The following is a 12,697-nucleotide window of genomic DNA, read 5'->3' as shown; positions in this document are numbered from 1 at the left end:
TACAAATAGGTGTTGTGGCTAAGATATTAACAGGGCAAGTAAGCAGAATCTGTATGGAGGGGATGATAAATATAGGTAAAGTTTACGCTAAAGCGTTACCTCATTTTGGCGGTTTATCTGAAGGAAAAAGAAAGCCCAGAGCAGAGGCTCTGGGCTTTGATAGGACTTTACTTAGACTGATTGGCGTTTGCGGTTTTCCGCATTAGCTTTTTGCTTTATATACATCCAACCATCACACCCGTTGAGCTAGGGTGAAGGTCTATTATTTTTTGCCTAGGTCAGCTGCGTGCTCAGATAGGAACGCTGCAACACCTTTTGGAGATGCGTCCATACCTGCTTTACCTTCTTCCCATTGTGCAGGACATACTTCGCCGTGCTTCTGGTGGAAGTTAAGAGCGTCAACCATGCGTAGCATTTCGTCGATGTTACGGCCTAGTGGTAGGTCGTTAACTACTTGGTGACGTACAACGCCTTCTTCGTCGATTAGGAAAGAACCACGGAAAGCAACGCCTGCTTCTGGGTGCTCAACGTCGTAAGCTTTACAGATTTCGTGCTTAACGTCAGCAACTAGTGGGTACTTAACTTGACCGATACCGCCATCTTCGATAGCAGTGTTACGCCATGCGTTGTGAGAGAACTGAGAATCGATAGAAACACCGATTACTTCAACACCTTTAGCTTGGAAGTCAGCTAGACGGTTGTCGAATGCGATTAGCTCAGATGGGCAAACGAAAGTGAAATCTAGTGGGTAGAAGAATACTACTGCTTTCTTACCTTTAGTGAACTCTGCAAAGTTGAAGTTTTCAACGATTTCACCGTTACCTAGAACAGCTGCTGCAGTAAAATCAGGGGCTTGACGACCTACTAGTACCATTTTTTTTGCTCCTAAAAAGTATGGTTAGCTCCAAACCGAATTCAGTTGTGTCGGTTTGGTTCGTGTTTGTACGAGACAAACTATAGTACAGATTGTAGTATTGAAAAAAGCGAAATAAATAGATTGAGTTAATCGAAAAAAACGATAATAACAAAACTCTTAACTCGATCACTGGAACGGCGGTAGATACAAATACAATTATGAATAAATGGCCCAGTTTGAAGCAGTTACACTATTTAGTCACACTGCATGAAACAAGACATTTTAGTGACGCTGCAGAGCGTTGTTTTGTCAGTCAGTCGACTTTAAGTAAGGGTATTCAAAACTTAGAGGAATTGATTGGTTGTCCCTTATATGAAAAGAAAGATAAAAAAAGTCCACTGGTTTTTACCCAAACAGGAGAAATGGTAGTAAAGCAGGGGCGAGAGCTGTTAGCAAAAGGGCAAGATTTGGTCGAGCTTGGACGTATGTGCCAAGGCGACGATATGCAAGGCCAGCTAAAAGTAGGATGTATACCAACAATTGCTCCGTTTTTACTGTGTGATTTGGTACAAGAGGTGAACTACCGTTTTCCACAACTGAATCTTTTATTAAGAGAAGACACGACGACAAACTTACTTCAAGCGCTCAGACATGGTGAGCTGGATGTGCTTATTTTAGCGTTACCAGTCGAAATTGATGGGATGGAAAGCCGAGTAGTGGGTAAGGATCCGTTTCGAATGGTTATAAGCGCTAATCAAGCCCAATCGGTCCCTGTGCCGATTCGTTACGCGGATTTACCTGACGAATCCGTCTTTCTACTAGAGAAAGAACATTGCTTAACGGAACATGCGGTATCAGCGTGTAAATTAACAGACAAAGAAAAAATCAATCCGTTTACGGCAACCAGCCTCCATACACTGGTGCAAATGGTTGCGAATGGTTTGGGAACAACGTTCATTCCTCAAATGGCTATCGACCATGGCTTGCTGCATAACCAGAATTTAGTCGTGATCGATCCTCCCGGTAAACAAGCTTATCGCGAAATAGGCTTAGTTTGGCGTCCGAGCTCGTCAAGAACGAAAACATTTAATCAACTTGCAGAAGTCGTTTCAGAGCTGCTTTAGCTATTAGTATTAGCCCTTACTTCTCCATTATTTATCTAAAAGCGCACTGGAAACAGTGCGCTTTCTAGTATTTTATTCTGTTGGTAAACTTTGACTTGTAAAATTTTACAGCTCTTCTTTGATGAAGCTTTCATAAAATAGTGAAATTTCACAATGTTAATTTTACACAAAGCCCTGCATACCTTGTTTGATCCCTGTTTAAATACATCTCTTCAGCCCTTGTGAATACAAGGTGTTTGTTTACCAGTCTATATTCATACGCTTGTTTGAAATGATAAAACGACTTTAAATTTAATGTAATTTTATTACGTAATAACTTACAAAATAAGGCGCTTGATAGATGGTTTTTACCTTGCGGAATAAAACTTTGAATTTTCTGTTTTGTTTATATTGGGGGTTTCACTAAACCCCTTGTTGATATAGCTTATTTAAAGGCCGATACGACTTATGTCTAGATTGAAAATACACGTAGCATTACGCAATCTATCGGCATGGCTAGACGAGTTGAACACAAAGTTAAAGGATGTAATTTGTTGTTCATAACTTACAAATGTAGCTTTACGCTGACTGCCCAAGATTGATAAAGCACGTTAAGGATGAATGATTATGCTTGCTCAGACAGAACAAAAAACACAACAACTAAAGCAAACCCAAGGCATGCTTGAGGTGAATGGAGTCGTTGCTCCAGAACATCAAGCAATTTTCCCTGTTGAAGCCCAAACCTTTTTATCTCTACTGTGTGAAAAATTTGCCGGACGTGTTGAACAGTTGCTGGAAGCAAGAGAAGAGAAGCAAGCACGTATTGATGCTGGTGAGCTACCAGGTTTTCTACCAGAGACACAAGACATCCGTGAAGGAAGTTGGAAGATCCTAGGAATCCCACAAGATCTGCAAGATCGCCGTGTGGAGATTACCGGACCAACTGACCGCAAGATGGTGATTAACGCACTGAATGCGAATGTAAAAGTGTTCATGGCAGACTTCGAAGATTCAATGTCTCCTGCATGGAGTAAAGTGCTGGATGGTCAAATTAACTTGCGCGATGCTGTTAATGGCACCATCAGTTACACCAATCCTGGCAATGGCAAACATTATCAGCTGGAAGATGACCCAGCGGTGTTGATCTGCCGTGTTCGCGGCCTTCATTTAAAAGAAAAACACGTTACGTGGCACGGTCAGATCATTCCAGGTGCGCTATTCGATTTCGCTCTGTATTTCTATAACAACTACAAAGCGCTACTTCAAAAAGGCAGCGGCCCTTATTTCTACCTTCCAAAACTGCAATCGCATCACGAAGCGAAGTGGTGGAGCGAAGTGTTCCATTTCACGGAAGACTATTTCGGTTTGGATACAGGCACCATCAAAGCGACTGTGCTGATTGAAACCTTACCAGCGGTATTCGAAATGGACGAGATTCTGTTCTCGCTTAAAGAACACATCGTTGGTTTGAACTGTGGTCGCTGGGATTACATCTTTAGCTATATCAAAACATTGAAAAAACACTCAGACCGAGTACTGCCAGATCGCCAAGTGGTAACGATGGACAAGCCATTCTTAAACGCTTACTCGCGATTATTGGTACGTACTTGCCATAAACGAGGTGCTTTCGCGATGGGAGGAATGGCCGCATTTATCCCAGCTAAAGACCCGAAAGAGAATCAAAAAGTATTAGACAAGATCCAGACTGACAAATCGTTAGAAGCTAACAACGGCCACGACGGTACTTGGGTGGCTCATCCAGGTTTGGCTGACACTGCTATGGAAGTCTTTAGTGCTGTGCTGGGTGAACGCACCAACCAGTTGGATGTGAGCCGTGCAGAGGATGCGCCTATTACTGCAGCCGAACTGCTTGAGCCTTGTGAAGGCGAGCGCACTGAAGGCGGAATGCGCCACAATATTCGCGTTGCGCTGCAATACATCGAAGCTTGGATTTCTGGCAATGGTTGTGTGCCGATTTACGGACTGATGGAAGACGCTGCAACGGCAGAAATCTCACGCGCCTCTATCTGGCAATGGATTCAACACGGCAAGTCGCTAGACAACGGATTAAAGGTCACTAAAGAGCTGTTCGAGCTCTATCTCAAAGAGGAGATTGAAGTCGTGAAGCAAGAAATTGGCGAGCAGCGCTACCATGCAGGTCGATTTGAAGAAGCAGCAGACTTAATGGCAAGGCTCACGACGAGCGATGAACTGACCAACTTTTTGACAGTTCCTGGTTATGACTACCTAGATTAATAAAGAATAACTGTAACACCAATAACGTGAAGGATTTTCAAGGCAGATAGGGAAGTACTGCCTGAGAACGGAAACTCAACGCACACGCATAAAGTGCAAATTATAAAGAGGGATAGACCAATGACTAACTTAACTCGCCGCCAACAAATTGAAGCTCTGGAAAAAGACTGGGCAACTAACCCACGCTGGAAAAATGTGAAGCGTACTTACACTGCCGAAGAAGTGGTGGAACTGCGTGGCTCTATGGTGCCTGCAAACACAATTGCACAACGTGGTGCAGACAAACTTTGGTCACTGGTCAACGGTAGTGCGAAAAAAGGTTACGTAAACTGTCTTGGTGCGCTAACGGGTGGTCAAGCGGTTCAACAAGCTAAAGCAGGTATTGAAGCGATTTATCTGTCAGGCTGGCAGGTAGCGGCGGATAACAACACCGCTTCGACGATGTATCCAGACCAATCTCTTTACCCAGTAGATTCTGTACCGTCAGTAGTAAAGCGTATCAACAACTCATTCCGTCGTGCAGACCAAATTCAGTGGGCTGCTGGTAAGACGCCTGAAGATGAAGGTGGTATTGATTACTTCCTACCTATCGTAGCGGATGCGGAAGCGGGCTTTGGTGGTGTGCTTAACGCTTACGAACTAATGAAATCGATGATCGAAGCCGGTGCCGCGGGCGTTCACTTTGAAGACCAGTTAGCATCGGTGAAAAAGTGTGGCCATATGGGTGGTAAGGTATTAGTTCCTACGCAAGAAGCGGTACAAAAGCTCGTTGCAGCTCGTTTGGCTGCTGACGTAGCGGGTACAACAACATTAGTTATTGCTCGTACTGATGCGAATGCGGCGGATCTCATTACTTCAGATTGCGACCCATATGATAAAGACTTCATCGAAGGTGAGCGTACTCAAGAAGGTTTCTACCGCGTTCGCGCGGGTATCGACCAAGCTATCTCTCGCGGCCTGGCTTACGCACCATATGCAGACTTGATTTGGTGTGAAACGGCTACGCCATGTTTGGAAGAAGCACGTAAGTTTGCAGAAGCAATTCACGCTGAATACCCAGATCAATTGTTGGCGTACAACTGCTCGCCTTCATTCAACTGGGAGAAAAACCTAGATGCAGAAACCATTGCTAAGTTCCAACAAGAGCTTGCAGACATGGGCTACAAGTACCAATTCATCACGCTAGCAGGCATTCACAACATGTGGTTCAACATGTTTGAACTGGCGCACGCTTACGCTCAAGGTGAAGGTATGCGTCATTATGTTGAGAAAGTTCAGCGTCCTGAATTCCAAGCAGCTGAAAAAGGCTATACGTTTGTTGCGCACCAACAAGAAGTAGGTACAGGTTACTTCGATAGAATGACCAATACTATCCAAGGTGGTAACTCTTCAGTGACAGCATTGACAGGTTCGACCGAAGAAGACCAATTCTAATTGGCAGAGAAACACTTCCTTAATCAGCGTCAGTAATGGCATTTTGAGCGGCAACCCTGCCGCTCTTTTTTCGTTTAACCGGTGTAAAAACGAAACTTACAACAAAGAGAATACGCTTGCGTACTACTCTTCCTGCTCGATTTCTTCAGGTTCCACTTCTTCTTGCAGTTCCAATAAGTTAATCGCAATGGTCACAAAGTCACTGTCAGTAATGATGCCGACCAATCGACCTTTGGTGACAACAGGTAGACAGCCAACTTTATGCTTTTGCATATAGATAGCGCTCTCTTTGAGCCCCGCGATAGGCTCTGCCGTCATGATATTGGTGTGCATCATTTCGTAGAGCGGTGTGTCTAAAGTAAAAGATTGTTCAGCCTCATCTGGGTGCAAGCTCGATTCTTGAGCAGCAAGAATGTCGCGTTGAGTCACCAAGCCTTGTAAGTGGTTATTGGCATCAACAACCGGAATGTGTCGAATATCAAGCGCATCCATCATGCTTTTTGCATCACGCAAGGTGTGCGTGCGCAGTAAGGTATGAGGATTACGAGTCATCATGTCTTCAACCTTGATCATAGAGACCTCCAGCGGCATTGTCCTTCTCTTAAATATAGAGAATATTTTTCTGTATATCTGGGAGCTAACTCGTTTTTCATCAATTAAATAGCACAATGCTGATGGTCTGCGTAATCTGTGTTTTATTGGTGTTTTTATTAATTTGAATAAGTCGGTTTGTGTGCGAGTCAGTTGGCATTTTTAGTTGATATTGAATGTGTTCTCAAGGTAATCCAATGAATTGAATCGCACATTTTTATTCGCTGGATTTTCCAAGATTCTTCTCTCGAAGAAGATACGTCCAGGCTTACCAAATTGAAGACAGCAACCTAGATGAAACGAACAACCTGTAACAAACTTATTGCGCTGGCAGTGGCGGCATTCAGTGTGCCATCAACACAGGCGATTGTGTTAGGAGATGAACAAACCGATCCTGTTGACCGTGTTACTTTGCGAGCAAGTAATATGGCAGAGTTTCCGCTGTGTGGTGGAACGATGCTGACAGAGCAATGGGTACTGACTGCGGCGCACTGTGTGGTGATGGGACAAGGAACCAATGAAGCAACCTACTATGTGACCCCGCCGGGTGAGCTGTCGGTGAATGCGAATGTGTATGAACTTAATTCTGCAGGGCTTGATAACTTCTATCCGGTGTCTCACGTTGTGGTTCATCCGGATTACACTCGGATTTCAAAAGCTGAGACCGACAGTAATGGCAACGTGAAACCTATCCAAACCGGTTTAGATTCAGACATCGCGTTGCTGTATCTCACGCGCCCAGTGGCAAACGCGAACTTTGCTGACCTAGCGAGTAAAGTTGACATGGAGAGTATCGAAGCACGTTTGGTGGCGGATTGGAACGATAATTACCTGACCAATCAACGTGTCGAAAATGTGCAAGTGTTTGGATGGGGGGCTACTCAGCCGGATGCTTCTGAACCTTCTAATACGCTCAAAACCACCATTAGCACATTTTTACCCATCGACAAATGTTATGAGCGTTTAGAAATTGGCAGCAGTTTTCCGGGGATCATTGATTCAAGAGACAACCAAACCAAAATTTGTACGCTACCAACACAAAACCATGTATTGGAGCCAGATAGCCATACTCAATATGGCAACTCTGCATGTAAAGGTGACAGTGGTGGCCCGTTGGTCGATGTGGCGACCGGCAAACAAATTGGTATTGTTAGTGGCGGCCCCCTTATTCTACCAACGTGTGGCTCTTTGACGATCCCAAGTTTCTACACCAAGGTGAGCCACTATTACGACTGGGTACAGTCTTACATCACTGCCGATGCGCCACCAAGTCGTTACATCATTGCGCCGAATTTTATCAAAAGTGCTAACAATGAAAGTGGTGACAATAAAGAGTGTCACGATGGCATTGCGACCAATAACTGTGATTTCAAAGGCTCAGATGATGAAGGTGGCAGTCTAGGGTTTTGGTTATTGGGTTTATTCGTGCCGTTATTCTTGTGGCGAAAGCGTGAGGTTTGATAGGGCGATTGGAATGCCAAACTAATAAGCAGCGGTATACGCTGCTTTGCTTTTTTCATGTTTTCTCTTTTGGGCTCAAATTAAAAATAGTGCCAAGTAATCGAGGCTTTTCACGTTTTATTACACTCTTCACCATGGCTTTTACTGCTATATTCTGGTGATTTGCTTGCTATTGCAGCATGTAAACATATACTAGTCTGCTGCGAAAAACTCGTCGCAATTTTATCGTCGCCTAGACGTGATTTGACCAATAGATAAGACAAGTAACATGCAAGTATCAGATTTCCATTTCGACCTTCCAGATGAACTCATCGCTCGCTACCCTCAACCAGAGCGTACCGCTAGCCGACTGCTGCAAATGGACGGCAATACCGGAGAGCTCATTGATGGCACATTTATTGATGTATTGGGCCAAGTTCAACCCGGTGACTTAGTGGTGTTTAATAATACTCGTGTTATTCCTGCTCGTCTTTTTGGCCGCAAGGAGTCGGGCGGTAAATTAGAAGTGCTAGTGGAGCGCATGTTGGATGAGAAAAGCATCCTCGCGCACGTTCGTTGCTCTAAATCACCAAAACCAGGTACAACCATTATTGTTGGCGAGAATGATGAATATTCAGCAGAAATGGTTGCACGCCATGATGCTTTATTTGAACTGAAATTTAGTTCTGATAAGACGGTACTAGAAATTCTGGAAGAAATCGGCCATATGCCGCTTCCTCCTTACATCGACCGTCCAGACGAAGATGCAGATAAAGAGCGTTACCAAACGGTATATAATCAAAAGCCAGGTGCGGTTGCGGCACCGACAGCGGGCCTTCACTTTGATGATGTTCTCTTGGAGAAAATCAAAGCGAAAGGTGCAGAGTTTGCTTACGTTACTTTGCACGTTGGGGCGGGTACATTCCAGCCAGTAAAAGTGGAAAATATCAACGATCACCACATGCATGCCGAGTACGTAGAAGTACCGCAAGAAGTCGTCGAAGCAATTAAAGCGACGAAAGCGCGTGGCGGACGAATTATTGCTGTTGGTACAACATCTGTGCGTTCACTTGAAAGTGCAGCGCAAGACGCATTGCAAAAAGGGACTGAGCTGGCCCCATTCTTTGGCGATACAGAAATCTTTATTTTCCCTGGTTACGAATATCAGTTGGTGGATTGCTTGATCACAAACTTCCACTTGCCTGAATCAACACTGATCATGTTGGTGAGTGCATTTGCTGGATACGAGAACACCATGAATGCTTACAAACATGCGGTGGAAAACAAATACCGTTTCTTCTCGTATGGCGATTCAATGTTCATCAAGAAGAAAACGGCGTAGTTAAAAATAGATTTACGAGTGCTAGCAGTAAGCTAGGAAATAAAGCATCCATTGCTTTGTCTCTCGCAAGGAAAAGCGACCGCTCCTTAAAGTAGGGTAGAGCCCTAAACACTCAGTCAGACTGTTTCTCTGACACCCGGAGGCATCGTGAAATTAAAATTCGATCTTAAGAAGAAAAACGGCAATGCACGTCGTGGTCAACTGACTTTCGAACGCGGCACTGTTCAAACTCCTGCGTTCATGCCAGTAGGTACTTACGGTACCGTTAAAGGTATGACACCAGAAGAAGTAAAAGGTACTGGTGCAGAAATTTTGCTAGGTAATACGTTCCACCTGTGGCTACGTCCTGGTCAAGAAGTGATGAAAATGCACGGTGACCTGCACGATTTTATGAACTGGCACGGTCCTATTCTTACTGATTCAGGCGGCTTCCAAGTATTCAGCCTTGGTAAGATGCGTACGATCACTGAAGAGGGTGTTCACTTTCGTAACCCAGTAAACGGTGACAAGATTTTCATGGACGCAGAAAAGTCGATGGAAATTCAAAAAGACCTGGGCTCTGACATCGTTATGATTTTTGACGAGTGTACGCCTTACCCAGCGACACACGATGAAGCGAAGAAATCGATGGAAATGTCATTACGCTGGGCACAGCGTTCACGTGACCACTTCGAGAAGCTAGAAAACCCGAACAACCTATTTGGTATTGTCCAAGGTGGTGTTTACGAAGATTTACGTGATGTGTCGGTAAAAGGTCTAACGGAAATCGGTTTTGACGGTTACGCGGTTGGTGGTTTGGCAGTAGGTGAGCCTAAAGAAGACATGCACCGTATTCTTGAGCATACTTGTCCTCAACTTCCTGAAGACAAACCTCGCTACTTGATGGGCGTAGGTAAGCCAGAAGACTTGGTTGAAGGTGTTCGTCGTGGTATCGACATGTTTGACTGTGTAATGCCAACGCGTAACGCACGTAATGGTCACTTATTTGTGACTGGTGGTGTGATCAAGATCCGTAATGCGAAACATAAAACGGATACAACACCATTGGATCCGCATTGTGACTGTTACACTTGTCAAAACTACAGCAAGTCGTACCTTCACCATTTAGAGCGTTGTAATGAAATCTTAGGCGCTCGCTTGAATACAATCCATAACCTGCGTTACTACCAGCGTCTGATGGAAAGCATTCGTAAAGCAATTGATGAAGATCGCTTCGATGAATTTGTTACTGAGTTCTATGAGCGTCGTGGCCGTGAAGTGCCACCACTAGCAAAAGAGCAGTAATTGAAAAACTAAAAGAATTAAAGCCTTTGGCATGTCGCCAGAGGCTTTTGCTAATAAAGTAGGCTAACGCACGTTATTTTTGAGAGAGCGATCTCTATTAGTTACTCTCAGACTTGAATCTAAAATGCGAAAGCCCAATTTGTTTGATTATCAATAAAATATAATGAGGATGTTTTAATGTTTATTTCTCAGGCTCACGCAGCAGCAGAAGGCGCGCCAGCAGGCGGTGGTTTTGAAATGCTAATCATGCTTGGCATGTTCGCAGTGATCTTTTACTTCATGATTTACCGCCCACAAGCGAAACGCGTAAAAGAACACAAAAACCTAATGGCTTCTATGGGCAAAGGCGACGAAGTTTTAACTAGCGGTGGCCTAGTGGGTAAAATCACTAAGATTGCTGAAGACAATGACTACATTTCAATTGAGCTTAACGCGAACAATGAAGTAGTAATCAAGAAAGACTTCATCACTGCAGTGCTACCAAAAGGTACGCTTAAGTCTCTATAAAACAGCTAAAGGATCCTCGCTGTGCTAAACCGTTATCCATTATGGAAGTACTTGATGGTGCTTTTTGCCATCATCACCGCTGCGTTATACGCACTTCCAAATATCTACGGTGAAGATCCGGCTATTCAAGTTACAGGGGCGCGTGGCGCCTCTGTAGATATGTCAACGCTGGATGCTGTCACTACTGCTCTTAACAAAGAGCAACTTTCTCATAAATCCATTGCTCTCGAAGATGGATCAATTCTTGTTCGTTTTAACGACACTGACACACAAATCAGTGCTCGTGATGTCATCAGCGAAGCGCTAGGCAAAGACACAATTGTTGCACTTAACCTTGCACCTTCTACACCCGATTGGCTAGAAGCGATTGGCGCGTCACCATTGAAGCTAGGTCTTGACCTTCGCGGTGGTGTTCACTTCTTAATGGAAGTGGATATGGATGCAGCGATGGAAAAGCTTGTTGGTCAACAAGAAGAAGCTTTCCGTAGCGAACTTCGTGACGCCAAGATTCGTTACCGTGCAATCCGCCCTTCTGGAAAAGAAGCGGTAGAAGTGTTGTTGCGTAACGAAGAGCAATTAGCAGAAGCGAAAGCAACGCTAGAAAAGAATCACCCGGACATGATTTTTGTCGATTCTGATTCAAATGGCCGTTACGCTCTTACTGCAACCTTTACTGAGCAACGTTTACAAGAGATCCGTAACTATGCTGTTGAGCAAAACATTACGATTTTACGTAATCGTGTCAACGAACTAGGTGTTGCGGAACCATTGGTTCAACGTCAAGGTGCTAGTCGCATTGTAGTTGAACTGCCTGGTGTTCAAGACACTGCTCGTGCAAAAGAAATTCTCGGAGCTACGGCAACGCTTGAATTCCGTGAAGTTGATGATAAAGCTGACCTATCGGCAGCGGCAAATGGTCGTGCGCCAGCAGGTAGTGAAATCAAGATGGACCGTGATGGTCGCCCAGTTGTGCTTAAGAAGCGCGTTATTCTTGGCGGTCAAAGCATCACAGATGCAAGCTCAAGTGTTGATGAATATGGTCGTCCACAAGTTAACATCTCGCTAGACAGCGAAGGTGGTAATAAGATGTCTGCGTTCTCTAAGAAGAACATTGGTAAGCTAATGGCTACCGTGTTTGCAGAATACAAAGACAGTGGCCGTCGTACGCCTGAAGGCAAAGTTATTCTGGATAAGCATGAAGAAGTCATCAACCAAGCAACGATTCAATCGGCTCTTGGTCGTAACTTCCGTATCACAGGTATCGACTCTGCTGCAGAAGCACACAACCTAGCACTTTTACTACGTGCTGGTGCACTGATTGCACCTATCTCTATCGTTGAAGAACGTACCATTGGTCCATCAATGGGCCAGCAAAACATCGATATGGGTATCCAAGCATGTATCTGGGGTATGGTTGCCGTAATGCTATTTACGCTGCTTTACTACCGCGGCTTTGGTTTGATTGCAAACATTGCTCTAATGGCAAACTTGGTGCTTATCATTGGTGTTATGTCGATGATTCCAGGCGCTACCATGACGCTTCCGGGGATAGCCGGTATCGTGTTAACAGTCGGTATGGCAGTTGATGCGAACGTACTGATCTTCGAGCGTATCCGTGAAGAAATTCGTGATGGACGTAGTCCACAACAAGCGATTCACCAAGGTTACGCGAATGCATTCAGCACGATTGCTGATGCGAACATCACAACACTAATTACTGCAATCATTCTATTTGCGGTCGGTACAGGTGCGGTGAAAGGTTTCGCAGTTACTCTATCTATCGGTATCTTAACTTCAATGTTCACCGCCATTATTGGTACACGTTGTATCGTGAACCTGATCTACGGTGGCAAACGCGTTGATAAATTGTCGATCTAAGGCTGG

General features: G+C 44.5%; 10 protein-coding genes. 8 read left to right on the top strand and 2 right to left on the bottom strand.

The genetic code is table 11. From position 1 onward, the window contains the following. Positions 1-262 precede the first annotated feature (262 nt). Positions 263-874: a peroxiredoxin C gene (locus R7Z49_RS19120; RefSeq protein WP_005381738.1), complete on the bottom strand. Its 612-nt coding sequence runs from the start codon at positions 872-874 to the stop codon at positions 263-265. 200 nt (positions 875-1,074) lie between these two features. On the opposite strand from R7Z49_RS19120, the gene R7Z49_RS19115 reads away from it, so the two are divergent. From R7Z49_RS19115 to aceA, 3 genes are all read left to right on the top strand, one after another. Continuing rightward, positions 1,075-1,980: a hydrogen peroxide-inducible genes activator gene (locus tag R7Z49_RS19115; protein WP_005383681.1), complete on the top strand. Its 906-nt coding sequence runs from the start codon at positions 1,075-1,077 to the stop codon at positions 1,978-1,980. A 606-nt stretch (positions 1,981-2,586) separates the two neighbouring features. After that, positions 2,587-4,215 carry a malate synthase A gene (gene aceB, locus R7Z49_RS19110; protein WP_318111929.1) on the top strand — a complete coding sequence of 543 codons (1,629 nt, stop codon included), beginning with the start codon at positions 2,587-2,589 and terminating at the stop codon, positions 4,213-4,215. Positions 4,216-4,335: 120 nt separating this feature from the next. Beyond that, positions 4,336-5,649: an isocitrate lyase gene (gene aceA, locus R7Z49_RS19105; protein WP_005381733.1), complete on the top strand. Its 1,314-nt coding sequence runs from the start codon at positions 4,336-4,338 to the stop codon at positions 5,647-5,649. Positions 5,650-5,772: 123 nt separating this feature from the next. On the opposite strand, the gene R7Z49_RS19100 is transcribed toward aceA, so the two are convergent. Then, on the bottom strand, positions 5,773-6,222 hold the full coding sequence (locus tag R7Z49_RS19100; protein WP_017820562.1) for a CBS domain-containing protein: 450 nt from the start codon (positions 6,220-6,222) through the stop codon (positions 5,773-5,775). Between the two features lie 312 nt (positions 6,223-6,534). Between R7Z49_RS19100 and R7Z49_RS19095 the strand changes: the two genes are divergently transcribed. The 5 genes from R7Z49_RS19095 to secD all read left to right on the top strand — a co-directional run bounded on the left by R7Z49_RS19095 (position 6,535) and on the right by secD (position 12,691). After that, entirely contained in the window at positions 6,535-7,701 is a 1,167-nt protein-coding gene (locus R7Z49_RS19095) for a trypsin-like serine protease (protein WP_053306540.1), read from the top strand. Between the two features lie 268 nt (positions 7,702-7,969). Continuing rightward, a complete protein-coding gene (gene queA, locus R7Z49_RS19090) occupies positions 7,970-9,022 on the top strand; it encodes a tRNA preQ1(34) S-adenosylmethionine ribosyltransferase-isomerase QueA (RefSeq protein WP_132937061.1) in 1,053 nt (350 codons plus the stop codon). 147 nt (positions 9,023-9,169) lie between these two features. Further along, positions 9,170-10,306, top strand: coding sequence for a tRNA guanosine(34) transglycosylase Tgt (gene tgt, locus R7Z49_RS19085; RefSeq protein ID WP_005381727.1), 1,137 nt, complete (start codon positions 9,170-9,172; stop codon positions 10,304-10,306). A 177-nt stretch (positions 10,307-10,483) separates the two neighbouring features. Beyond that, on the top strand, positions 10,484-10,813 hold the full coding sequence (gene yajC, locus R7Z49_RS19080; RefSeq protein WP_005381725.1) for a preprotein translocase subunit YajC: 330 nt from the start codon (positions 10,484-10,486) through the stop codon (positions 10,811-10,813). A 21-nt stretch (positions 10,814-10,834) separates the two neighbouring features. Then, on the top strand, positions 10,835-12,691 hold the full coding sequence (secD, locus tag R7Z49_RS19075) for a protein translocase subunit SecD (RefSeq protein WP_005381724.1): 1,857 nt from the start codon (positions 10,835-10,837) through the stop codon (positions 12,689-12,691). Positions 12,692-12,697 lie beyond the last annotated feature (6 nt).

This window comes from Vibrio sp. 1562 (genome assembly GCF_033340155.1).
GTDB lineage: Bacteria > Pseudomonadota > Gammaproteobacteria > Enterobacterales > Vibrionaceae > Vibrio > Vibrio alginolyticus.
The sequence above is the reverse complement of the archived record's forward strand: the minus strand, read 5'-3'. Positions and strand labels throughout refer to the sequence as shown.